Below are 23467 nucleotides of genomic sequence, written 5' to 3'. Positions count from 1 at the left end.
TAAATAAATCATAAAATATGAGTGTTCTCAGTATTACCTTTCACTGCCCGAAAAACAACCTCGAAGAATGGACAAAATATGTAGATGAAGAGTTGTTTCTAATGACAGAAAACCTTCTTGACGTCAATAAATATATCCTTTCTGAAGTACAAAGCGACTTTATTGAAGAGGGCAAAAACTACAATCTTCTTTTGATTTTTGATGATTCTGAATTCCGTGAAGATTTTATCAAGAGCGAACTCCAGAACATTGCAGACAGAATTGAAATGAAGTTCGGGCAGGATATTATGATTTTCAATACCTTTCTCGATCCCATTAAAAGTAAAATATAGAAAAAACAAAACCGGCTGCTTCACTGAAACAGTCGGTTTTTTATGCTAACGATTAATAACAATTACAGTCTGTCTTGGCGGCACGTGTCTGTAATAATGCCTTACAGGTCTGTGATGCACTACCGGACGGTAATACCTGTGCCTAACGGGTTTTCTGTAATGAGTAACATATCTGGCAGGTCTTCTGTGATGATGAGCTACACGTTTATGATAATGTTTGGCAGATTTAAAATGATGTTTTTTATGTTTATGATGTCTTTGAGCATCTACAGTATTGAAGCTGGCAGAAAAAACCAGCAGGAGAAACGCTCCTAAAATTTTCACAAAACTCTTCATAATTCCATTGTTTTTAAATTTCTGAAAAATACGCAACAATGAAAATGCCAATAACAGATTATGATTACAAATAAAACAATATTTAAGAAACTTTAATATGTTTTATGTTAAAAAATTAATTCGCTTCTTCTTTCAAGCATCACCAAATCTTTCCATTCTCCGTTAAGTTTGCCTACTTTCTTTCTTGTACCGATTGTTCTGAACCCAAATTTCTGATGGAATCTGATGGATATTTCATTTTCCGGAAAAATATTGGCCTGCAAAGTCCAGAAACCATGTTCCTCGCTGTCGACAATCAGTTTTTTGAGCAACATTGAACCCAGACCTTTTCCCTGATACTCATCATCAAAGTAGATGCTGATCTCAGCTACTCCCCTGAAGCAGTCTCTTTTGCTGATCGGTTTCAAGGCGCACCATCCTACAACTTCGCTTTTATCATTTTCAAGAACCCAACGGCAGTCGTTCAGAAATTCCATGCCCCATGCTTCTTCCGTAGGTACGGTGGTTTCAAAAGTGGCGATTCCGCCGTCGATACCCTGCTGAAAAATTTCCAGAACTCTTTTGCCATCTTCAGGACGCATTTCCCGTAATTCGTAATACATTTTTTAGTGATATTTTCTTTTATTTTTTCTTTTGATTCTTGTGTAATGGGTCTGTTCGCCAGTCCTGTCCATCGAGACAACGCTGATGTTGCCATCCACCTCAAGGACGGAGAGTCTCACATTCTTTATCCCGTCCACACCATGTTCTCTGATCGATTCTTCGAGCTCGTCTTCAGTGATTTTCACCCTGTTCAGTGCGGGTTCATCAATCTTACCGTCTCTGATGAGAACGACAGGATCTTCTTCCATAAAACTTTTGAATTTTGGATTTTTAAACATCAACCGTTTCAGAATAAAATTGGCTGCGAAAAGTACTAGCGCAGCAATGATTCCTCCTTCAAGCGAAGTATCCGGGCCAACCATGGCATTCTGAACGGCATTTGAAATGAGAAGAAGCAAAACTACATCGCCAGCATTAAGCTGTGACAACTGGTTTTTCCCAAACACACGGATGGCTATGACCATAAAAAGGTAGACGCAAAGTGAGCGGAAAACCACATTCAGTATCTCTTCCAAAACCTATATTTTAAAAATCAAATTTAGTCAATTGATGGCAATAAAAAACTGCCCTGTGAAGGCAGTTTAAAAAAATATATGATAAGTCATTTATCTGTTGTTGATATCTACTCTTACCGGCATTACAAAACTTGAAGCCAGCATTTTTTCGTTCATTTTTGAAGAATCGATTCTATAGTGTAGGTTGCTGAGGATTTTTTCAATTTCTTTGCTTACTACTTTGCAGTCACCTTTAGATTTTACATTTACTATTTTACCTTCTTCAGAAATATCAAATTTCACTTCGGAATTAACGATTCCCTGCTGGTAATCCTGATTTGTAAAATCAAAATTGGCCATCAGCTGATTTCTGATTTCATTAAAAGCGTCTGCCTTATTCAGCTGAACTTCCTTTATGGTTTGATCTGAAGAGATTTGAGCCTTTGCTGTATTAAAATTTGCTGCAAATGCAAATACGAAAACTGAAGCTGCTAATATTTGTAATTTTTTCATATGTCTTTGATTTTTAGAGTTAATTATTGTTGTATCTTATTGTCTAATTCAAAGATATATAAATAAATTCATATAAATTTTACATTTAGTTAACATTGGGTTAACATTGAAAATTAAATTGTTGATTTTCAATTGTTTAAATTTTTAAAATAATTGAAAAGTTAACATTGGAATTGTTAATCTTACTTTCTAAACAGAAAAACTGCAACTTTCGCTGCAGTTTGGTTGTTATTTCCGTTTATTTTGTCCGGGTGCGAAGGGTTTCGCAGATTTTGTTCCAAAAACCTTTTTTGTCTGTCCTGGTGGCATTGGTTTTGAGTGCCCGCGGCCGTTTCCTACTGTTCTGACTTCACATGACGCGAACGTCAATGAAAATACAAATATTGCAAGAAAAATTTTAATTGATTTCATAACACAATGTTTGTGCTTACGCTCACAAATATAATACCACTTACATCTCCTTCTTCAGATACTTCCCCGTCAGAGATTTTTTAGACTTTATAATCTCTTCAGGCGTTCCTTTGGCAATAATTTCTCCACCATGTTTTCCACCTTCAGGACCAACATCAATGATGTGATCTGCCAGTTTAATCACATCCATATTGTGTTCGATGATGATGAATGAATTTCCTAATTCTACTAATTTATTAATAGCATCCATTAAAATTTTCACGTCTTCAAAGTGAAGTCCGGTTGTGGGTTCGTCTAGAATGTATAAAGTATTTCCAGTTTGTCTTTTTGCAAGTTCGGTTGCCAGTTTGATACGTTGTGCTTCCCCACCGGAAAGTGTTGTCGACTGCTGTCCCATCGTGATGTAACCTAAACCGACGTCCTGCAAAGTTTTCACTCTTGCAAAAATTTTCGGAATCGGCTGGAAGAAATCCACGGCTTCATCAATGGTCATTTCTAATACATCAGAAATTGATTTTCCTTTGTAACGTACTTCCAAGGTTTCTCTGTTGAAACGTTTTCCGTTGCAGGTTTCGCAGTGAACGTAAACATCAGGTAAAAAGTTCATTTCAATCACCTTCAAACCGCCTCCCTGACAGGTTTCGCATCTTCCGCCTTTCACGTTGAAAGAAAATCTTCCAGGCTTGTAACCACGTATTTTAGATTCAGGCAATTCGGAGAACAGATTTCGGATGTCGGTAAACATTCCTGTGTAGGTTGCAGGGTTTGAACGGGGCGTTCTTCCAATCGGAGTCTGATCTACGTCTACAATTTTATCAATATTATCAAGACCTTCTATTTTTTTGAATGGCAAAGGTTCCTGAACGGCTCTGTAAAAATGTTTGTTCAGAATCGGGTACAAAGTTCCGTTGATCAGCGACGATTTTCCACTTCCTGAAATTCCGGTGACAACCACCAGTTTTCCTAACGGAATATCAAGGGTTACATTTTTAAGATTGTTCCCTGTAGCGCCTTTTAAAACAATACTTTTTCCATTCCCTTCTCTACGAACTTCCGGAATGGCAATTTTTCTCTTACCGTTGATATAATCAGCTGTGATGGTATCCGCTTTCAGTAAGTCTTTCGGTTTTCCCTGCCAAAGAATTTCACCGCCGAATTTACCTGCTCTTGGACCGATATCCAAAACTTCATCGGCTTCCATAATCATATCTTTGTCGTGCTCCACCACTAAAACCGAGTTTCCGATGTCGCGAAGGTTTTTCAATGAATTAATCAGCCTTTCGTTGTCTCTTTGGTGCAGACCGATACTTGGTTCATCCAAAATATAAAGAACGTTGACCAATTGAGAACCAATCTGTGTTGCCAGACGGATTCTCTGGGATTCCCCACCGGAAAGGGTTTTTGAACTTCTGCTCAGACTCAGATAATCCAAACCGACATCCAGTAAAAACTGAAGTCTGGTTTCAATTTCCTTTAAAATTTCGTGAGCGATAATTCCGTTTTTCTCCGAAAATTTATCTTTTACATCTCTTAACCAGTCTTTTAAATCAGATAAACTTAAACCGTTGATTTCAGCGATATTTTTTCCGTCAATTTTAAAACTTAAACTTGATGCCCGAAGACGTGCACCTTTACATTCAGGACAGGTTTCTTCTGTGGTGAAATGTCTTTCGAGTAAAATCGCTTCGTAAGATTCTCTTTCCTCGATCAGTTCTTCCATAAAAGGAATTAAACCATCAAAACTTACTTTGATTTTCTTGGTAATTCCTGCGTATTTTAAATCTTTATTAAATTCTTTATGACAGCCGTTGTAGATATAGTCCAGCGCTTCAGCCGGAATATCCTTAAACGGTGTCGAAAGTCCCAAACCGAATATTTCAAGAATATTTTTGATCTGTGTGAGAATGTATTTATTAGATTTAATATCTTCCAAAGGCAGCAAACCTCCCTGATTGATTGATAATTTCGGGTTTTCAACAAAATAATCAGTGTTGATTTTTTTGATCGTTCCTAAACCTTTACAGCTTGGGCAACTTCCCTTCGGAGAGTTGAATGAAAACGTATTCGGTTCCGGTAAAGCCAGTGAATGACCAGTTTCGGCATCCATTAAATTTTTAGAAAAATATTCAATATCTGTTGTTCCCAGTTTTTGAATTCCAATCAAACCTTCACCCATTTCCATGGCGGTTCGCAAAGACTTTTCCATTCTGGCTTCGGAGGCAGATTCACCGATAATCCAACGGTCTACAACAATGTCGATGTCGTGGGTTTTGTAACGGTCGAGTTTTAAGTCGTATTCAATATCCTGCAGTTCGCCGTCAATTCTTGCCTGTCCGTACCCTTTTTTTGCCATCTGCACGAAAAGTTCGTGGTAATGACCTTTTCTGGAACGCACAACAGGCGCCATCAGCATGATTTTTTCGCCTTTGTAGTTTTCTTTGATGGCATCTAAAATCTGATCTTCAGTATAGCTTACCAGTTTTTTACCAGTCGTCTGCGAATAGGCATCGGAAACTCTGGCAAACAGAAGACGCAGATAATCGTAGAGTTCAGTAACAGTTCCTACGGTTGAACGCGGATTTTTGTTGGTTGTTTTCTGTTCGATTGCGATTACGGGAGAAAGTCCTTCAATTTTATCGACATCGGGACGTTCCAAACCGCCTAGAAACTGTCTAGCATAAGCAGAAAATGTTTCGATATAACGACGCTGTCCTTCGGCAAAAATCGTATCGAAAGCCAGTGAAGATTTTCCGCTTCCGGAAAGCCCTGTAATCACGACCAATTCGTTTCTCGGAATTTTGACATCAATGTTTTTAAGATTGTGTTCTCTGGCTCCGTAAACTTCTATATATTCTTTAGATTCGCTCATAATTTGGAGTGACTTTACATGAAAATCACAAGTGGCAAAAATACGGAATTTTAAACAATTTAATGTATAGAAAACCTGTTGAAAAACAAAAAACCACAGCTGAAAAACTGTGGTTTACTTTTATATTTCGATAAGAATTATTTTTTATCCTTAACACCTTCCCAATTTCCGCTTCTTGCAGGTGCTGGAAGACTGATGTCCCACGCTCCGTTACCTTTTTTCTCTACAGTCAGCGTACCGTTGAAATTTCCTTTTGCAGGTACAGCCAGTTCTGCAACCAACTGTCCGGATCTGTCCAGGCGACCGATAATGGCAAAGTTTTGATTGCTGTTGATGGAATGCATCGTTCCGGTTACTTTTCCGTCATCGGCAACTATGAAGTTCCAGTCTCCTTTATCATTAGTTCCGGTGTAGGTACCAGACCATGTTCCGACGTAATCAATAAGTGTTAATTCGTCATCAGAATTACAACCGATGAACATTACAGCCATTAACGCAAGTAAAAAAAATTTCTTCATAAGATTACAAGGTTTGATAAAGTTTTTTGTGGAGAATACGGGGATCGAACCCGTCACCTTTAGACTGCCAGTCTAACGCTCTAGCCAGATGAGCTAATTCCCCATTATCCCGTGCTTTTTACACGAAGCGGTACAAAAGTAAGTAATTAAACCATATATACAAATATTTTGTTAAAATTTATTGAAGATCTTCTGAAAATAATTGCTAAATGCTTAAGATTCATCAAAAAAGAAAACGCACACTCCGAAAAGTATGCGTTTAAAACAAGATTAATATAAAAATCCAACGGAAGAAAGATTATCTCCACCCGCCTCCCAAGGCTTTGTAGAGGTCTACCGCCGCTTTCATTTTGTTGTACTGGGCATTTGAAATATTCAGTTCCGCATTTAAAGCGTTTACATTTGCTGTAAGTACTTCAAGATAATTTGCCATACCATAGTTTACCAACTCCTGTGAAAAGCTAACTGAGTTTTTATATGCTGTAAGCTCTTTTCTCTTTAAATCAATAAACTCATCCTGCACAGTAAAAACCCTGATGGCATCTGAAACTTCTTTTCCGGCACTCAGCACAGTTTTTCTGAAATTCAGATAGGCAATTTCTTTGTTGGCCAAACTCACATCATAATTGGTTCTGATCTGTCTTCTATTTAATAATGGTTGGGCTAGGCCTCCCACAATATTTGCAAAAAGAGAGTTCACACTGAATAAATGGTCAATATCCACCGACTGCACCCCGCCCGATCCTGTAATTCTGAATGTTGGGTAAAACTGGGCTTTTGCAGAATTGGTAAGTTCAAAAGTATTCATCAGGTTGTATTCTGCCTGCATCACGTCGGGTCTGTTGGCCAAAAGACTTGCGGAATAACCTACTGCAATATCAGCAGGAATTTTCTGCGCTTCAAGAGTCGAACGGTTGATTGCCTGAGAGGGCTCTGCCAATAACAGACTCATCGTATTCTCTAAAATCTGAATCTGTGTTTCGATGTCTATTAATGATGCCTGAGCGTTATAAACCAAGGCCTCACTTTGCTGCACGGCAACTTCAGTAAGAATTCCGGCTTCTTTTAATGCTTTCGTAGTTTCCAGATTGGTTTGTCTGATTTTGATTGTTTCAGAAATAATTCTTTTCTGCTGATCAAAAGTCAATAGCTGAAAATAAGATGAAGCCAAAGCTGCAACCAAATCATTTTTCACGGCTTTGTGAGCCGCAATACTTCCCCAGAATGCCGCAAGCTGTGCCTTTTCCTGAGCTTTTAGTTTACCCCAGATATCTGCTTCAAAGCCAATGCTTGCTGTGATGTCAAACTGATTGACATACCTTCTTTCCCCGATGATCTGCCCAAACTGCGTGTTCACAGACTGCGTCTGAAAAGTATAGTTCGGACCAATCGAAAGTGTCGGCTGGTAAGCGGCCTTGCTTTGTTTTAAATACGCTTCGGCTGCTTCATAATTCTGGATGGCAATTCTGATATCCAGATTATTCTGCAGCGCCTTTTCAATGTAACCCTGTAAAATAGGATCGGTGAAAATTTCACGCCACGACACTTCAGCAATCGATGAAGAATCTTTGGGAAGCCTGTCTGTACGGAAAAGATTTTCAGGAACGATATTTTGCGGTCTTTCGTACTCTTTTCTGATGTTGCACGAGGTAACCATCGCCAAAGTAAGCACCGAAAAAGCTGTTCCTTTTATATAGATTGATAAATTTTTCATTTTTAATAACTCTAAAAAATTACTTACTCGGCAAGATTAATATCCTTCGGTTTGATTGGTTTGATTTTTTCCTGTAAAGTCTGGAAAACTACATACAAAACTGGGATAACAAACACTCCTAAAATGGTTCCGATCAACAATCCTATTGCAGCTCCCGTTGCAATTGATCTGTTTCCTACCGCTCCGATTCCGCTTGCCAAAACCAATGGTAAAAGACCGAAAATAAATGCTAAGGATGTCATTAAAATTGGTCTCAATCTCGCTTTGGCTGCATTAATCGCAGAGTCTACAATAGTTTCGCCGTGGTGTCTTCTCTGAACCGCAAATTCGATAATCAAAATTGCATTTTTAGCCAAAAGTCCTACCAACATGATCAATGCGATCTGGAAATAAATGTTGTTTTCTAGACCCATGATTTTCTGTCCGAAATAAGCTCCCATTACCCCAAGAGGAAGTGAAATTACCACAACCAAAGGCAAAATATAACTTTCGTACTGAGCTGAAAGAATGAAATAAACGAATACCAAACTCAAAGCAAAAATCAATAGGGTCTGAGATCCTGAACTTAATTCTTCTCTCGTAAGTCCTGTAAATTCAACATCATAATTCTGATCTAAAGTTTCCTTAGCTACAGCCTGAACTGCTGTGATTGCATCTCCCGAACTAAATCCTGCTTTGTTGGCACCTGTAATTTTTACTGAGGTAAACAGGTTGTAACGACCGACAGATTGCGGTCCGTAAGTTTTAGTCAAGCTCACAAACTGTGAAATTGGCGACATTTCCCCTGAACTTGTTTTCACATAATACTGATTAAGATTCGCAGCATCGGCTCTGTCTTCAGGAAGTGCCTGAATCATTACCCTGAACTGCTTTCCGTATTTCGTGAAGTCAGCACCGTAGATTCCACCAATATAACCCTGCATGGCAGATAAAATATCATTTACTGAAACCCCTTTTTGTTTGGCTAAAGGAACATTGATTTCCATTAAATACTGAGGATATTTTGTATTGAATGATGTTTGGGCAAATTCAATTTCCGGTCTCTGCATTAAATTTCCAATAAATTCATTTGTCTTCGCATCCAACTGAGCAAAATCGCCACCGGATTTATCTAAAAGAACCATCTCAAAACCTGCACTGTTACCGAATCCCGGTACACTCGGCGGCTGGAAGAATACTACTTTCGCATCAGGAACTTTTCCTGCAAGACCAAATAATCTTTTTGAAATTTCTTCGGAAGACAATCCATCACCTTTTCTGTCATCGAACGGTTTCAGTTTAACGAAGGCAAGACCATTGTTGCTGCCGTTTCCTGAAAGTAGTCCTCTACCGGTAGAAATCGTCACATTCTGAATTCCCGGAATTTTTAAAGCTTCTCTCTGTAAAGTTTTCAGAACAGTATAAGTTCTTTCCATCGAAGCTCCCGGTGGCAGCTGAACGTCTGTAAAGATAATACCTCTGTCTTCGGTTGGTACGAAACCTTTTTTCATGCTTCCGTTGGCCCAGTAGATAATTCCTCCTGTTACAATCAGAATAACCAAAGTCACCCATTTGTGTTTAATCAGGAAATTAAATCCTCTTCCGTAACGGTCTGTGGCTGTTTTAAAACCAATATTAAATTTATAAAAGAATTTTTTAATGAAATTTAAATCTTTATATTCCTTGTGATGCTCATCGTGAGGTTTTAGAAATAATGAACATAAAACCGGACTCAAAGTCAATGCGTTAACAGCAGAAATAATAATCGCAATAATTAAAGTAATACCAAACTGCTGATAAAATACACCTGTAGGACCAGTAATAAATGTTACCGGAATAAATACCGCTGCCATTACCAAAGTAATTGAGATAATCGCTCCAGTAATTTCGTCCATCGCCTCAACGGTAGCTTTTTTGGCATCTGAAATACCATTTTCCATTTTGGCGTGAACGGCTTCGACGACGACAATCGCATCATCGACCACAATACCAATTGCCAATACAAGGGCAAAAAGCGTCAAAAGGTTTAATGAATATCCAAATAAATTCAGGAAAAAGAATGTTCCTACAATCGAAACCGGAACTGCAATCGCCGGAATCAAAGTTGATCTGAAATCCTGTAAAAATATATAAACAACGATAAATACAAGAATGAAGGCTTCAATCAAAGTGTGAATAACTTTCTCAATCGATGCATCCAAAAATTCGTTGGTATCAAAGTTAAAAGTATATTTTACACCTTCAGGATATGAACTTTCGTTTTCCTTAAGCTGTTTTTTAATATTTTCAATAATCTCCTGAGCATTCGATCCCGGAGTCTGGAAAACCCCCATACTGATTGATGGATAATCACCATTCTCACCGACTCCTGAATAAGAAAGCCCGCCCAATTCTACTTTGGCAACATCTTTCAGCATTAAATTCTGTCCGTCCGGAAGTGATTTGATGATGATGTCATCGTACTGCTCTTTTTCGCTGAATTTACCTACATACTTAATAATATATTCAAAAGAACTTCCGCTGTTTTGGCCTAAAGATCCCGCAGCAGCTTCCCTACTCTGATCATTAATGGCATTGGTCACTTCAGCAGGCGTGATTCCGTAGGCTGCTAATTTTGCAGGATCCAGCCATACTCTCATTGAATAGTTTTTTCCACCAAAAACGTTGGCTTCACCTACACCGTTAATCCTCTGAAGATCCGGAATAACGTTGATATTCAAAAAATTCTGAAGATAAACGTCATCAATATTTTTGTTTTCAGAATAGAAAGAAAGGTACATCAAGGCACTTGTTTGCTGTTTCTGGGTAACAACACCGGCTCTGGTAACCTCACTCGGAAGAAGCGGGGACGCTCTCGCAACACGGTTTTGTACGTTTACGGCAGCAATATCTGCATCAATTCCCTGTTTAAAAAACACCTGAATCTGTGCCGAACCATCATTACCTGCCGTGGAAGTAATATAATCCATTCCTTCAACACCATTGATCTGTTCCTCCAACGGAACCACAACACTTTTCATCACGGTCTCGGCGTTGGCTCCGGTATAGTTTGCTCTTACACTCACGGTTGCCGGTGCAATATCCGGATACTGTGTCACCGGAAGTGCTGTCAGTCCCAAAACCCCAAGAATAACAATAAGGATGGAGATTACAGTGGATAAAACCGGTCTGTTAATAAAGTTCTTTATCATTAGAATTTCGGTTTTATGGATTTCACAATCTGATCAGTGGTGGTAGGCTGTGATTTTACAGGAGTTCCGTTTTTCAAAGTTCCGGTGCCGGCTGCCACTACAGGGTCGCCCACTTTTACACCGTCTTTTATAAGTGCTAAATTGTCGATTCTGTCGATGATATTCACCACAGCGTTTCTTGCAGTGTCTTTGTCTACTTTGTAAACGTAAACAATGCCCTGCTGTTCGTAAGTAGCACCTTCAGGCACCACCAAAACGTTATTGTAATATTTTGGAAGTCTTATTTTACCACTGTTTCCGTTGCTCAGAAGCTTTGAAGCATTTGTAAATGAAACTCTGAACTGAATGGTTCCCGTTGTAGGATCAATCTGTCCGGTAATGGCTTCCACTCTCCCCTTTTCAGGATATAAACTTCCGTTGGCCAGCTCAAGCTCGACCATCGGTATATTTTTGATCTTTTCAGGCATGCTTGAACCCATTGATTTTTCAAGGAAATCAAAATATTCTTTTTCATTCATCGAAAAGTATGCGTAGATTTCTGAGGTGTCTGAAACTGTCGTTAAAGCAGCCTGATCATTTGGCCCAACTAAACTTCCCACTCTTAAAGGTAATTTACCAACGACTCCGGAAATAGGAGCACGGATAATCGAGTAATCTACATTGGCGGCAGCTCCTTTGTAATTGGCGTTTGCCTGTTCTCTTGCAGCTTTTGCCTGTTGAACCTGTGCCTGAGCCTGAGCAAGATTTGCCTGAGCAGTCTGCAGCTGAACACTGCTGATGATTTTCTTGTCGACTAAGGGCTTCAGTTTATTCACTTCAACCTGCGCGGCATTTACAGCAGCCTGTGCTGCTGCGATATTGGATTGTGCTGCACCCACGCCAGCTTTTGCAGCGGCTGCAGTTTCATTTAAAGTATTGGTTTCCAAACGGAAAAGAGGCTGACCTTTAGTTACATGCTGGCCTTCGTCAACCAAAACCTGAGTAATGTACCCTTGTATTTTAGCTCTCACATCATTGTTGACTTTACCTTCGATGCTTGCCGGAAAAGTCTGGTAGCCCGTGATATTTCTGCTCTCAACTTTCACCACGGGAAGGGATTTGGCGGTATCCTGTTTTGGCTCTTCTTTCTTGCAAGACGCCAGCGACAATGCAGCGAAAGAAAGGAGTATAAGTTTATTATTCATTTTTATAGTTTATTAAGAGATTCCTGTATGTTTTCTATATTTTTTGTGAGAAGATCTTTGTAGGCGATGATCCTGTCATTGTATTCTTCGTAGGTCACATTATTGTTTTTATTAAACGCATCGAGCTCATCCAGAAGTTTCAGTTCATCCTGCATTTTCTGAACAATTTTTTCAAATCTTATCCTTTTGTAATCGTCATTGATAAAAAAGAATCTTTTTCTTTCATCAATTTTGTTTACATCTACGATCAGTTCTGCATTTAAAAGCAAAACCAGACTTGTAGATACCGAACTTTTGCTCGCACCAAAAACTTCAACGAATTCATCAAACGTAATTCCCTTCTTCTGAAAATCAAAAAGGAGGTACGCGTAAATTTTTGAGGCTAAGGGTGGTATATTAAAAACCGTACCGTAAAATCTTACGGCATCCTGAAAAATCTTTTCATCAAAGTGTGTGCGTTTATCCAAACTAAAAATTTTCGACAAAATTAGATATTGGTTCGGAACAAAACGAACAAAGACGATAGACTTTTTTAATCAATTGTTTAAGAAAGAATCAATGAGAGTAAAATTTAACTTTTGTCTTAAAATATAATCTTCTCAAAAGCTTTTCTCATTCCGCCTGCAAGCATCACCTCTCCGCAGTAAGAATATCCTTTAGATTCCAGTATTTTAAGCATGGCAAGATTATCAAAATTGGTATCCACTTTTATACTTTTAATGTTTTGAGATCTTGTAAAATCTTCAATTTTATCAAAGAGAATTTTTACCATTCCTTTGCCTGCAAATTTTTCGTTTACAGCGACTCTGTGAATTACTACAAATTCTCCGTCGCTCAACCACGCCCCTTCAATAGAAGAATAAGCGGGTTCGTCATTCATTATGAGCGCAGTGTAAACAGCAATTTCATCATCAACCGTCAGAACGTATCCGAAATGTTTTTTAATGTCAGACTCGATGGTATCTCTATTTGGATAACCGTTCTGCCACTGTGTGCTTCCTTCTTTCCTGCGTCTCTCAATCGCCTGCTGAATGATTTCCCAGATTTGCCCGACTTCAGTAATTTGGGCTTCTCTCATTTCAATTTTAGATTCCATGCTTTTGATTTGGTTTTAATGGTTGTATGAAAATATTTTACCCATAAAAAACCGAAAACTAATATGAATTAATTTTCGGTTCCGAAGTAGTAAAATTTAAAATTATGAAATTGTTTATTTATTGATTTTGATTTTGCTGCAAATAGGCATCAATCACTTCAAAAGCTTTTTTCTCATCCTGAAGGTCTACCATCACCTTTAAAGTTGTTGCTGTAGGCGTTGTTGTAAAGGTGAGATAATTGTTTTCTGTCTCGTTGGTAATATCAGCATCATCAAGTTTAGACTTAATTAACTGAATTTCAGCTGGTTTATCGCTTTCAAAAACTGATACTCTTGTACTTCTTTCCATGTTCTTTGATTTGAATATCTAAAATTAGGGAAAAAATTATAAAAAAGCAAATCTGGGTATTTTAAATTTTATTAATATTGTTTTCGATTTTATCCAAAGCAATCTGAATTTCTTCTTTTGTAACATTCAAATGTGGTCTGAATCTGATGGATTGGTCACCACATGAAAGTATGATTAAACCATCGTTGTACAGCTCGTTTCTTATCTTATCTCTTCGCTCACCGGATGGCAGATCTATTGCACACATCAAACCCTTACCTCTTGCGTTAGATAATTTTTCAGGAAATTTCTGAGCCAGCTTCTGTAAACCTTCCAAAAGATATTCTCCAACACTATTGGCATTTTCCAAAAGATTTTCTTTTTCAATTACTTCCATTACCAACTGGAAACGGAGCATATCAATTAAATTTCCTCCAAAAGTAGAATTGATTCTTGAGCTCTCTCTGAAAACATTATTCGGGATTTCGTCAAATTTTTCTTTGTTCGCCAAAACACCACAAACCTGAGTTTTTTTACCGAAAGAAATAATATCCGGTCTTACACTTAAATGTTCAAAAGCCCACATTTTTCCGGTGATTCCGATTCCTGTCTGAACTTCGTCAAAAATTAACAGGACTTCATGCTCATCACATATTTTTCTCAAACCTACAAAAAACTCATCCCTGAAATGATTGTCACCACCTTCAGCCTGAATCGGTTCAATAATAATACATGCCACTTTATCACGATTTGAAATTATCGCTTCTGCAATCTGAATTAAAGCAAGATTTTCATTTTTAATGGTTTCCTCTAAATTTTCTTCCGTGATTGGGAAATGCAGTTTCGGATTTAAAATTCTTGGCCAGTCAAACATCGGGAAATACTGATATTTTCGCGGATCTGAAGTGTTGGTCAAACTTAAAGTATAACCGCTTCTTCCGTGGAATGCCTGTCTGAAATGGATGCAGATTCCTGCTTCAATGTCTAAACCTTTTTCGAAATTTTTTCTCGTTTTCCAGTCGAAGCACGCTTTCATGGCATTTTCAACGCCCATAGCTCCGCCTTCAATAAAGAATGCGTACTGAAGTTCTTTCGGCATCACTACTCTTTCGAAAGTTTCAAGAAACTGAGCGTACTCTTTAGAATAAACATCCGCCAAAGTCGGTTTATTGACTGCCATTTTGCCCAGCCATTCAGATTTTTCCACTAAATAAGGATGATTGTAACCGATAGAAGCCGAGCCGAACATTGAAAACATATCAAGAAAATTTTTCCCTGAAACCGAATCATGAATCCAAGATCCGTGAGAGTTTTCAATATCCATTACAAAGTCGAAACCGTCTGCCAAAACGTGTTTGCCGACTGTTTCTTTTATTTTATTTGTTTGAATTTCAATTGTATTGTCCATATTGATGAGTAATTGGTAATGAGCAATGAGTAATGAGTACAAAACCCAGCTTTAAAATTATTTATAAATCAAATTTAATTCCCTGAGCCAATGGAAGGCTTGCAGTGTAATTAATGGTGTTGGTTTGTCTTCTCATGTAGTATTTCCAAACATCAGAGCCGGATTCTCTGCCTCCGCCGGTTTCTTTTTCGCCACCGAAAGCACCGCCGATTTCGGCACCTGAAGTTCCGATATTTACGTTGGCAATTCCGCAGTCTGAACCTGCATGGGAAAGAAATAATTCCGCTTCTCTCAAATTTGTAGTCATAATTGCCGAAGAAAGTCCCTGAGGAACATCATTCTGAATCGCGATTGCTTCTTCTAAAGTTGAATATTTAATTAGATATAAAATCGGTGCAAACGTTTCATGCTGAACGATTTCGAAAGAATTTTCGACTTCCGCGATGCATGGTTTCACATAGCAACCTGATTCGTAATCTTTTCCTTCCAGAACTCCACCTTCAACGACAAATTTTCCGCCTTCAGATTTACATTTTTCAATCGCTTTTTCGTATTGATTTACTGCTTCCACATCGATCAGCGGACCAACGTGCATGTTTTCGTCTAAAGGATTTCCGATTTTTAACTGTCCGTAAGCTTTTGCCAAACGGTTTTTCACTTCATCATACACTGATTCATGAATAATCAGTCTTCTTGTAGAAGTACATCTCTGCCCTGCAGTTCCTACAGCTCCGAAAACTGCTCCGATGATTGACATATCCAGATCGGCATCTTTAGAAATGATGATCGCATTATTTCCACCTAATTCTAATATTGATTTACCGAATCTTTCAGCCACTTTAGAAGAAACCATTCTTCCGACTCTTGTAGAACCGGTAAATGAAACCAAAGCGACACGTTTGTCATCCACCAATTTTTGTCCGATCTCATGATCTGCAACCAATACGCTTGAAATTCCTTCAGAAAGATTATTTTCCTTTAAAACTTCATTCATAATATTTTGACACGCAATGGCACAAAGCGGTGTTTTTTCTGATGGTTTCCAGATGGTAACGTTTCCACAGATCCAAGCCAAAGCTGTGTTCCACGCCCAAACTGCTACCGGAAAGTTGAATGCTGTGATAATACTTACAATACCAAGCGGATGATATTGCTCGTACATTCTGTGACCTGGTCTTTCAGAATGCATGGTGTAGCCGTGAAGCTGTCTTGATAATCCGACTGCGAAATCGCAGATGTCTATCATTTCCTGAACTTCACCAAGACCTTCCTGCAGAGATTTTCCCATTTCGTATGAAACAAGTTTGCCGAGGTCGTCTTTGTAATCTCTTAATTTCTGCCCGAGCTGGCGTACGATTTCGCCTCTTTTGGGTGCGGGCATTGTTCTGAATTCCAGAAAGGCTTTTTGGGCAGATTCCATTACTTTGTCGTAATCTTTTTCGCCCGATAATTTTACTTTACCAATTAATCTTCCGTCTGCCGGAGAATAACTTTCTATTGTTTTTCCTGATGCAAAAAATTTACCTCCAGTAGAAGTTCCTTTGTTTTCATCTTTGATTCCTAAATTTTTTAATGATCTTTCAATTCCGAAATCTTTGACTTTTTTTGACATAAAAATTTTTACTTTTCGTTTTTCTAAAGATAAAAAAATATCCCGTACCAGAAAAAATTTATAAAATTTAAAATCAAAATTATTTGGAATGATTATAAACATGCTTATCTTTGTGCAGTAATCATTTGAAATTCAGAGATGGAAAACAACAAGGTACTTGATGAGGGAACTGAAGAAAAGAAAAAATCCAAATGGAAGCAGCTGGTGAAGAAATTCGGCGTTGGCGGCATTATTTTCTTCACAGTAAAAGGGATCATCACTTCTACCCTGATTTATTTTCTGGGTAAAAATTTCTGGACGGTGATCAACAATTACTTTGCAAACCTATTCGGTTAATCTACTTCTTTATAAGTTTAAAAGTTTTCCCATCCAGATTAAGGATGTAATTTCCGCCGGATAGATTCTGTACCGAAATATTTTTCCTGTTTTTAAACGGATTGTTTTCAGTATAAATCAATTTCCCTGAATAATCTAAAATCTGAACCGTTTTCACATTCTCTACATTTCCGCTGACAGAAATATAATCAGAAACAGGATTTGGATAGATTTTGAATTCATTATTCCCTGAAATCAAATCAGAAACTGAAAGGTTACCCAAATTCTGACAGTAATTCACGCCATAAGAATCCCACTCACCAATTGTGAAACTTGTATTCGGTTGTGTAACAGTACTTTTTCTGTACAAAGAAACATCACCAAGTGAATTGCTCACAAATCTGCTTCCAATGGCATCTACAGTCGTTGATTTATAATTTAATTCCACATATTGAGTTCCGGAAAAAGTCATGGCATCTCCTGCGGTAAGGAAATCTGCATTGGTATTGGTATAACATGAAAGTGAAGCTTTTGGATTTAGGATTACTAAACTTTCATTATTAGAAATTTTGCCTTCGAGCTCAAAACTTTTCCCGTAATAGTAACCTGGATTTGTACCGGTGCTGTTATAATATTGTACCCTGATATTATAATCGTTCAGGTTAACTTCATGTCCTGTTCTGTTGACGATTTCAATCGCTTTATTGTCTCCGGTTCCCTCAATATATTTTGTAATAAAGAGATCTTTTGAATTTGAATATGTTGCCAAAGTAGAAACCGAAATTGTATTGCTGTCAAGAGAAAGCAGATATCCCGCATCATATGCTTTTACCGTATAATTATACGTTGTTGAAGCAGTGAGGTGATCAATTACAATAGATGTAGATTTTGTTGTCGTAAGATAAGTTCCATTCTGATAAATATTATAACCTATCACATCGGTACTCGTGCTTGGCGACCATGATAAGGAAGTAAAATTAGCACCAGCTTGTGTAGATGTTAAATTTAATGGTGTCTGAGGAGCAACACTGTCGGGCGTTTGCACCCAAATTGCGTTAATCCATTGCGGATTATCAACGAAAGGATTTCTGTTATTCTGAATAGCAAAAACTGCATTATTTCTGTCAATTTCCCTTTGAGAAACAGGATCCTGCTGATGCCATTGCAACAACATGGTAATGTAGCCCGGCTCAAAAGCACGCTCGGCAGTCCCATCAAAAGGCGATCTGTCCATTTCAGGATTGACGTTGGTCGTATAGTTAAATGAAGGCAACTTATCCTCATATCTCACAGCAAAATACAAAAGCATTCTTGCTATATCGCCCCTGAACTCAGCGATGGGTTCGTAAACACGGTTAGTATAGGCATAATTCGGGATTGCACTGTTAGAAACTCTGGAACTGTTTGTAAAGGAATGATGCACAGTGGCATTGCCAATTCCATAAGGATAGCTGTTTCGTAGATTATTCACTCTCGCATCAGTAGGAATTACAAAATGTAAATCCGAATACATTGGATAGTTGCTGTTGAAGGTATTTTGAGGAACAGCGTGCTCTCTGTTGTATCCCATTCCTTCCACAGTTCCGGCACCTGAAAGGAGATTTGCAGAAGTATATTCATAAGAATCTGGTCCGGCAGGAATTTCAGAATAAATATCCAGCAAAATTGTTGTGTTGCCAGGTCCGTGATCATAATATTTATCTAAATCTGTCTGATTATAGTAATTTGGAAGATCACCATAATGCCAGTTGATATTTTTGGCTGAAATAATATTGTGAAGTTTAGTTTTTAAAGCATATCCTGTAAGACCCGCAGTTCCATCGTAATAATTAGCCGGAGCCTGAGCAGATAAAACAGCAGATAAAAACACAGCAGAGAATAAAAATTTCTTCATATCTTAAAATTGGGTTGCTAAGATAACATTTATTGCAAGTTAAATATTAGGTTACATATTAAAAATCTATTAATTATTCAATTAAATCACTGATAATAAATTATTTAAAACTAAAACATTTTGTACCCTGTAAAAATTTTGCTATTTCGTCAATTTAATTATCTTTGGGCACAAACTTCTTGAGATATGAATACAGAAACAATGGATAACATTAAAATGATAGCCGAAACGGCGAAAGACTTTGCTGAGAAAAACATCAGACCTAATATTATGGAATGGGACGAAAGTCAGACTTTCCCTAAAGAATTGTTCCACCAGTTAGGCGAAATGGGCTTTATGGGAATTGTAATTCCTGAAGAATATGGCGGTTCCGGTCTTGGATATCATGAATATGTAACCATCCTTGACGAAATTTCTCAGGTAGACCCTTCTATCGGTCTTTCTGTGGCTGCTCACAACTCGCTTTGCACCAATCATATCTATGAATTTGGAAATGAAGAGCAAAGACAGAGATGGTTGCCTCAACTGGCTTCAGGCAAGGTAATCGGAGCCTGGGGATTGACTGAACACAACACAGGTTCAGATTCTGGAGGAATGTCTACCACTGCTGTGAAAGATGGAGACGAGTGGGTAATCAACGGAGCAAAAAACTTTATTACACACGCAATTTCAGGAGATATCGCTGTGGTAATTACAAGAACAGGAGAAATCGGAGCTAAAAATAATTCCACAGCTTTCGTTTTGGAAAAAGGAATGGCTGGTTTCACTTCCGGTAAAAAAGAGAACAAGCTTGGAATGAGAGCTTCAGAAACAGCTGAGCTTATTTTTGGTAATGTTCGTGTTTCAGATGCCAACCGTTTAGGTGAAGTAGGTGAAGGTTTCAAACAGGCAATGAAAATTTTGGACGGAGGTAGAATTTCTATCGCTGCACTAAGTTTGGGAACTGCAAGAGGTGCTTACAAAGCTGCTTTGAAATACGCTAAAGAAAGAAAACAGTTCGGAAAATCAATTTCAGAATTTCAGGCGATCAACTTTATGTTGGCAGATATGGCAACTGAGATTGATGCCGCAGAACTGTTGATTCAGAGAGCTTCTACATTGAAAAATGCGAAGCAAAAAATGACCAAAGAAGGTGCGATGGCAAAACTGTATGCTTCTGAGGCTTGTGTAAGAATTTCAAACAACGCCGTACAGATTTTCGGTGGTTACGGTTATACAAAAGATTTCCCTGCTGAGAAATTCTACAGAGATTCTAAATTGTGCACCATTGGGGAAGGAACTTCTGAGATCCAGAGATTGGTGATCGGAAGAGACATTACAAAATAGTCAGAATTTAATTTGTTATAAATGAAGACCGTCTTTTTTAAGGCGGTTTTCTTATTTGAGGAAATTCACGATTATTACAGCAATTTTGAAATTTTAAATTTAATTTTTCTCATACATAAATGATTTAATTTAAAGTTAGTGTAATGCATTGCATATAATTTTAAAAGAATTATCTAAAATTTTCTTAATTACTTTTGTTTTTGATAATATAATTTTTATTAGCTTTGATTCTCCACAAACAAAATAGAATTTATATGAAAAAACAACTATTGGTGATTGGAATGCTTACATCATGCATTTCATTCGCACAGACCGACCGACTTTGGACTTCAACATCCGCAAAAGCAAATGCTGAAATTGTTGAAAACAAAACTTCTCTTCTCAGTCCAAAAATTTTCTCTTTAGATTTTAACGGATTAAAAAATGCCTTGACAAAAGCTCCAAAGAGATTGTCTGCCGGGGAAAAATCTGAAGTCATCATCTCTTTCCCAAACTCGGAAGGCAGAATGGAAAATTTCAAAGTCAGAGAAAATTCAAACTTTGACCCTGCTTTGGCTGCGAAATATCCGGACATCAAATCTTATGTAGGTGAAGGTCTGGAAGATTCAAGCTCGACAATTTATTTCAGCATTTCGCCTCTCGGTCTGTCATCAATGGAAATTTATGGCGACAAATCTGCAGTTTTCATTGAACCGTATACAAAAGACCTTTCAACCTACGCCGTTTACAGAAAAACTGATAAAAAATCTGATTTAAATACTTTTGAATGCACCGTTTTAGATGTTGCACAAAAAGGATTAAGCATTAATGACAATGGTTGGGCTCTGAGACCCAATGCCGATGATGCAAAATTGAGAACTTTCCGTTTGGCGATGTCAACAACCGGTGAGTACACCACGTATTTTGGAGGAACAAAAGCCAACGCTTTAGCCGCAATCAATAACACGATGACCCGCGTGAATGGTGTTTTTGAGAAAGATTTTTCTGCCAGAATGGTTTTAATCGCCAATAACGATGCTGTAATTTACACCAACGCATCTACAGATCCGTATTCTGCAGCAGCTCAGATGAGTAATTGGAATTCTCAGTTACAATCTACTTTAACTTCTGTAATCGGAGAGGCCAATTACGACGTCGGACATTTGTTCGGAGCTTCCGGAGGGGGCGGAAATGCTGGCTGTATCGGATGCGTCTGCGTGAACGGTTCCAAAGGCAGCGGCTACACTTCCCCATCAGACGGAATTCCTTCAGGTGACAATTTCGACATCGATTATGTTGCCCACGAATTGGGTCATCAGTTCGGAGGAAATCACACTTTCTCACACGGAAACGAAGGAACTGGAGTTAATATGGAACCTGGCTCAGGATCAACTATAATGGGTTATGCAGGAATTACTGCTCAGGATGTTCAGCCTCATTCAGATTCGTTTTTTCATGCCGTGAGTATTCAGCAGATTACGAATAATATTAAAGCTAAAACCTGCCCAACCAGCACCAATACAGGAAATGCAATTCCTACAGCAGATGCAGGAGCAGATTATACCATTCCGAAAGGAACACCGTTTATGCTGACAGGCACCGGAACCGATGCCAACGGAGATGCTTTAACCTACATTTGGGAACAGATGAACAACGCATCATCTTCTCAAACGGCAGCCAATTCTGCAGCGAGCGCAACAAAAGCAACAGGACCAACTTTCAGATCATGGACTCCGCAGACAACGCCAACAAGATATTTTCCGAGAATGGCTTCCATTTTAACGGGAGCAACAACGACAGCCGGTTCAGAAATAACGGTTGAAGCTTTATCCAATGTTGCGAGGTCTTATAATTTCAGATTTACGGTTCGTGACAACAAAGCCGGAGGTTCAGGAAATAATTCTGATGATGCGGTAATCACAGTCAACGGAACTGCGGGACCATTCAGCGTAAGTTCGCAAAACTCTGCAACGTCTTACACTGGCGGAACTTCACAAACTGTTACATGGAATGTTGCCGGAACTACAGCCAACGGTGTAAATGCTGCCAACGTGGATATTTTATGGTCGACGAATTCAGGTGCGACATGGACTACCCTTCTTTCAGGAACTCCAAACGACGGTTCTCAGGCATTAACCATTCCGAATGTTTCAACAACAACGGGAAGGATTATGGTGAAAGGTTCAAATCATATTTTCTTTGATGTCAACAATGCCAATATTACCGTAAATGCGGGTTCGGGAACAGTTGATACTACTCCACCAACAGCTCCAACTCTGGCGGCTTCGGGAACGACTTCTACAAGCACTAATCTTTCTTGGTCGGGTGCAACTGATGTGGTTGGCGTAACGGGTTATGATGTTTACCAAGGGTCATCCTTAATTGGCTCTACAGCTTCCACGACTTACGCAGTGACGAGTTTAACACCTTCCACAACGTACAGTTTTACAGTAAGAGCTAAAGATGCAGCTGGCAATATTTCTACTGCAAGCAACTCTGTGAGCGTGACAACTTTGGCGGGAACTTCGGTTTCCTACTGTTCAGCAATATCGACCAATACTTCAGATGAAAGAATTGGAAATGTAAAATTCGGAACCATCAACAACACTTCCACAGGAACCGCTGGGTACGAAAACTTCACGGCAATCTCAACGAATGTGACCAGAGGTACAGCTTACACAGTTTCAATAACTCCGGTTTGGACATCTACCAAATACAATGAAGCGTACGCCGTTTACATTGATTACAACAAAGATGGCGATTTCACAGACAGCGGCGAACTGGTTTGGACTAAAACAGGTTCACAAACATCTCCGGTAACCGGATCAATTACAATTCCTGCTTCTGCAAGTTTGGGAACAACCAGAATGAGAGTAATGATGCAGTACAATTCTGTGCCTTCGTCATCTTGCGGTTCTTATACGTATGGTCAGGTTGAAGACTATACTTTAAATATTGTTTCGTCCGGAAGAACAGGTGAATCAGATACTAAAGATTTATTTACAGATTTTAAATTGTATCCAAATCCTGCGAGAGATCTTTTAAATATTTCCAACACCACCAACGAAGAGTACAAAATTTTCGACATGGGAGGAAAAGTCATCCGTTCAGGAAAACTGGAAAGAGGTTCTGTGAATGTAAGCAGCTTAATCAGTGGTGCCTACGTCATTCAGATTCGAGAAATTTCAAAAAGATTTATTAAAAAATAAAATCACTTTAGTTAACCTTAAATTTGAAAGTTGTTCGGAAACGGGCAGCTTTTTTTATGAGTAATGAGTAATAAGCAATTAGTAATAATTGAAAGCACTTGATTGAACTATAATTTCCTACATCCAACATCCCTCATCCGGCACCCGACAGAAATT

The 23467-nt window shown here is 38.5% G+C and carries 20 protein-coding genes and 1 tRNA gene; 4 read left to right on the top strand and 17 right to left on the bottom strand.

What is annotated here, in order from left to right; all coding sequences use genetic code 11:
• The first annotated feature begins 17 nt into the window (after positions 1 to 17).
• On the top strand, positions 18 to 332 hold the full coding sequence (locus NG809_RS01500; protein WP_262147429.1) for a DUF4286 family protein: 315 nt from the start codon (positions 18 to 20) through the stop codon (positions 330 to 332).
• Between the two features lie 45 nt (positions 333 to 377).
• Here NG809_RS01500 and NG809_RS01495 read toward each other — a convergent pair whose 3' ends face one another.
• From NG809_RS01495 to amaB, 16 genes are all read right to left on the bottom strand, one after another.
• Entirely contained in the window at positions 378 to 668 is a 291-nt protein-coding gene (locus NG809_RS01495) for a hypothetical protein (RefSeq protein ID WP_262147427.1), read from the bottom strand.
• A gap of 107 nt (positions 669 to 775) precedes the next feature.
• Positions 776 to 1270, bottom strand: coding sequence for a GNAT family N-acetyltransferase (locus NG809_RS01490; protein WP_262147425.1), 495 nt, complete (start codon positions 1268 to 1270; stop codon positions 776 to 778).
• 3 nt (positions 1271 to 1273) lie between these two features.
• Complete coding sequence (locus NG809_RS01485) at positions 1274 to 1786, bottom strand: DUF421 domain-containing protein (RefSeq protein ID WP_262147424.1); 513 nt, start codon at positions 1784 to 1786, stop codon at positions 1274 to 1276.
• A gap of 90 nt (positions 1787 to 1876) precedes the next feature.
• The gene (locus NG809_RS01480) at positions 1877 to 2278 is read right to left on the bottom strand and encodes a hypothetical protein (RefSeq protein ID WP_262147422.1); all 402 of its coding nucleotides are present in this window, start codon (positions 2276 to 2278) and stop codon (positions 1877 to 1879) included.
• A gap of 228 nt (positions 2279 to 2506) precedes the next feature.
• On the bottom strand, positions 2507 to 2689 hold the full coding sequence (locus NG809_RS01475; RefSeq protein ID WP_262147420.1) for a hypothetical protein: 183 nt from the start codon (positions 2687 to 2689) through the stop codon (positions 2507 to 2509).
• 40 nt (positions 2690 to 2729) lie between these two features.
• Complete coding sequence (uvrA, locus tag NG809_RS01470) at positions 2730 to 5558, bottom strand: excinuclease ABC subunit UvrA (RefSeq protein ID WP_262147419.1); 2829 nt, start codon at positions 5556 to 5558, stop codon at positions 2730 to 2732.
• A gap of 137 nt (positions 5559 to 5695) precedes the next feature.
• Entirely contained in the window at positions 5696 to 6076 is a 381-nt protein-coding gene (locus NG809_RS01465) for a hypothetical protein (protein WP_262147418.1), read from the bottom strand.
• A 29-nt stretch (positions 6077 to 6105) separates the two neighbouring features.
• Positions 6106 to 6179, bottom strand: a tRNA-Ala gene (locus NG809_RS01460).
• 195 nt (positions 6180 to 6374) lie between these two features.
• Positions 6375 to 7790: an efflux transporter outer membrane subunit gene (locus NG809_RS01455; RefSeq protein WP_262147417.1), complete on the bottom strand. Its 1416-nt coding sequence runs from the start codon at positions 7788 to 7790 to the stop codon at positions 6375 to 6377.
• A gap of 23 nt (positions 7791 to 7813) precedes the next feature.
• Entirely contained in the window at positions 7814 to 10960 is a 3147-nt protein-coding gene (locus tag NG809_RS01450) for an efflux RND transporter permease subunit (RefSeq protein WP_262147415.1), read from the bottom strand.
• Positions 10960 to 12144 (bottom strand): efflux RND transporter periplasmic adaptor subunit, encoded by a 1185-nt coding sequence (locus NG809_RS01445; RefSeq protein WP_262147414.1) that lies wholly within the window; start codon positions 12142 to 12144, stop codon positions 10960 to 10962. The genes NG809_RS01450 and NG809_RS01445 overlap by 1 nt, the downstream gene beginning before the upstream one ends.
• Before the next feature lie 2 nt (positions 12145 to 12146).
• Positions 12147 to 12611 carry a GbsR/MarR family transcriptional regulator gene (locus NG809_RS01440; RefSeq protein ID WP_262147413.1) on the bottom strand — a complete coding sequence of 155 codons (465 nt, stop codon included), beginning with the start codon at positions 12609 to 12611 and terminating at the stop codon, positions 12147 to 12149.
• A gap of 116 nt (positions 12612 to 12727) precedes the next feature.
• Positions 12728 to 13240 carry a GNAT family N-acetyltransferase gene (locus tag NG809_RS01435; protein WP_262147411.1) on the bottom strand — a complete coding sequence of 171 codons (513 nt, stop codon included), beginning with the start codon at positions 13238 to 13240 and terminating at the stop codon, positions 12728 to 12730.
• A gap of 118 nt (positions 13241 to 13358) precedes the next feature.
• Positions 13359 to 13589 (bottom strand): DUF2007 domain-containing protein, encoded by a 231-nt coding sequence (locus NG809_RS01430; protein WP_262147409.1) that lies wholly within the window; start codon positions 13587 to 13589, stop codon positions 13359 to 13361.
• Between the two features lie 61 nt (positions 13590 to 13650).
• Complete coding sequence (gene lat / locus NG809_RS01425; protein ID WP_262147408.1) at positions 13651 to 14976, bottom strand: L-lysine 6-transaminase; 1326 nt, start codon at positions 14974 to 14976, stop codon at positions 13651 to 13653.
• Positions 14977 to 15037: 61 nt separating this feature from the next.
• The gene (gene amaB, locus NG809_RS01420) at positions 15038 to 16588 is read right to left on the bottom strand and encodes an L-piperidine-6-carboxylate dehydrogenase (protein WP_262147406.1); all 1551 of its coding nucleotides are present in this window, start codon (positions 16586 to 16588) and stop codon (positions 15038 to 15040) included.
• 138 nt (positions 16589 to 16726) lie between these two features.
• Between amaB and NG809_RS01415 the strand changes: the two genes are divergently transcribed.
• On the top strand, positions 16727 to 16924 hold the full coding sequence (locus tag NG809_RS01415) for a hypothetical protein (protein WP_262147404.1): 198 nt from the start codon (positions 16727 to 16729) through the stop codon (positions 16922 to 16924).
• Between the two features lies 1 nt (position 16925).
• Here the strand turns inward: NG809_RS01415 and NG809_RS01410 are convergent, their stop codons facing one another.
• Positions 16926 to 18797: an endonuclease gene (locus tag NG809_RS01410; protein ID WP_262147402.1), complete on the bottom strand. Its 1872-nt coding sequence runs from the start codon at positions 18795 to 18797 to the stop codon at positions 16926 to 16928.
• A 186-nt stretch (positions 18798 to 18983) separates the two neighbouring features.
• Between NG809_RS01410 and NG809_RS01405 the strand changes: the two genes are divergently transcribed.
• Together NG809_RS01405 and NG809_RS01400 are read left to right on the top strand one after the other, a co-directional pair.
• Complete coding sequence (locus NG809_RS01405; RefSeq protein ID WP_262147400.1) at positions 18984 to 20123, top strand: acyl-CoA dehydrogenase family protein; 1140 nt, start codon at positions 18984 to 18986, stop codon at positions 20121 to 20123.
• A gap of 254 nt (positions 20124 to 20377) precedes the next feature.
• Positions 20378 to 23311 carry a reprolysin-like metallopeptidase gene (locus NG809_RS01400; protein ID WP_262147398.1) on the top strand — a complete coding sequence of 978 codons (2934 nt, stop codon included), beginning with the start codon at positions 20378 to 20380 and terminating at the stop codon, positions 23309 to 23311.
• The last annotated feature ends 156 nt before the right edge of the window (positions 23312 to 23467 follow it).

This window comes from Chryseobacterium foetidum (assembly GCF_025457425.1).
In the GTDB taxonomy this organism is placed as follows: Bacteria; Bacteroidota; Bacteroidia; order Flavobacteriales; family Weeksellaceae; genus Chryseobacterium; species Chryseobacterium foetidum.
Note: the sequence above shows the minus strand (reverse complement) of the source record. Positions and strands in the feature narration are given on the sequence as shown.

Bases quoted from the DNA above. Each gene is read 5' to 3' on its own strand.
- NG809_RS01500 (WP_262147429.1), top strand. From the start codon at position 18: ATGAGTGTTCTCAGTATTACCTTTCACTGCCCGAAAAACAACCTCGAA.
- NG809_RS01495 (WP_262147427.1), bottom strand. From the start codon at position 668: ATGAAGAGTTTTGTGAAAATTTTAGGAGCGTTTCTCCTGCTGGTTTTT.
- NG809_RS01490 (WP_262147425.1), bottom strand. From the start codon at position 1,270: ATGTATTACGAATTACGGGAAATGCGTCCTGAAGATGGCAAAAGAGTT.
- NG809_RS01480 (WP_262147422.1), bottom strand. From the start codon at position 2,278: ATGAAAAAATTACAAATATTAGCAGCTTCAGTTTTCGTATTTGCATTT.
- NG809_RS01475 (WP_262147420.1), bottom strand. From the start codon at position 2,689: ATGAAATCAATTAAAATTTTTCTTGCAATATTTGTATTTTCATTGACG.
- uvrA (WP_262147419.1), bottom strand. From the start codon at position 5,558: ATGAGCGAATCTAAAGAATATATAGAAGTTTACGGAGCCAGAGAACAC.
- NG809_RS01465 (WP_262147418.1), bottom strand. From the start codon at position 6,076: ATGAAGAAATTTTTTTTACTTGCGTTAATGGCTGTAATGTTCATCGGT.
- NG809_RS01455 (WP_262147417.1), bottom strand. From the start codon at position 7,790: ATGAAAAATTTATCAATCTATATAAAAGGAACAGCTTTTTCGGTGCTT.
- NG809_RS01450 (WP_262147415.1), bottom strand. From the start codon at position 10,960: ATGATAAAGAACTTTATTAACAGACCGGTTTTATCCACTGTAATCTCC.
- NG809_RS01445 (WP_262147414.1), bottom strand. From the start codon at position 12,144: ATGAATAATAAACTTATACTCCTTTCTTTCGCTGCATTGTCGCTGGCG.
- NG809_RS01435 (WP_262147411.1), bottom strand. From the start codon at position 13,240: ATGGAATCTAAAATTGAAATGAGAGAAGCCCAAATTACTGAAGTCGGG.
- NG809_RS01430 (WP_262147409.1), bottom strand. From the start codon at position 13,589: ATGGAAAGAAGTACAAGAGTATCAGTTTTTGAAAGCGATAAACCAGCT.
- lat (WP_262147408.1), bottom strand. From the start codon at position 14,976: ATGGACAATACAATTGAAATTCAAACAAATAAAATAAAAGAAACAGTC.
- amaB (WP_262147406.1), bottom strand. From the start codon at position 16,588: ATGTCAAAAAAAGTCAAAGATTTCGGAATTGAAAGATCATTAAAAAAT.
- NG809_RS01415 (WP_262147404.1), top strand. From the start codon at position 16,727: ATGGAAAACAACAAGGTACTTGATGAGGGAACTGAAGAAAAGAAAAAA.
- NG809_RS01410 (WP_262147402.1), bottom strand. From the start codon at position 18,797: ATGAAGAAATTTTTATTCTCTGCTGTGTTTTTATCTGCTGTTTTATCT.
- NG809_RS01405 (WP_262147400.1), top strand. From the start codon at position 18,984: ATGAATACAGAAACAATGGATAACATTAAAATGATAGCCGAAACGGCG.
- NG809_RS01400 (WP_262147398.1), top strand. From the start codon at position 20,378: ATGAAAAAACAACTATTGGTGATTGGAATGCTTACATCATGCATTTCA.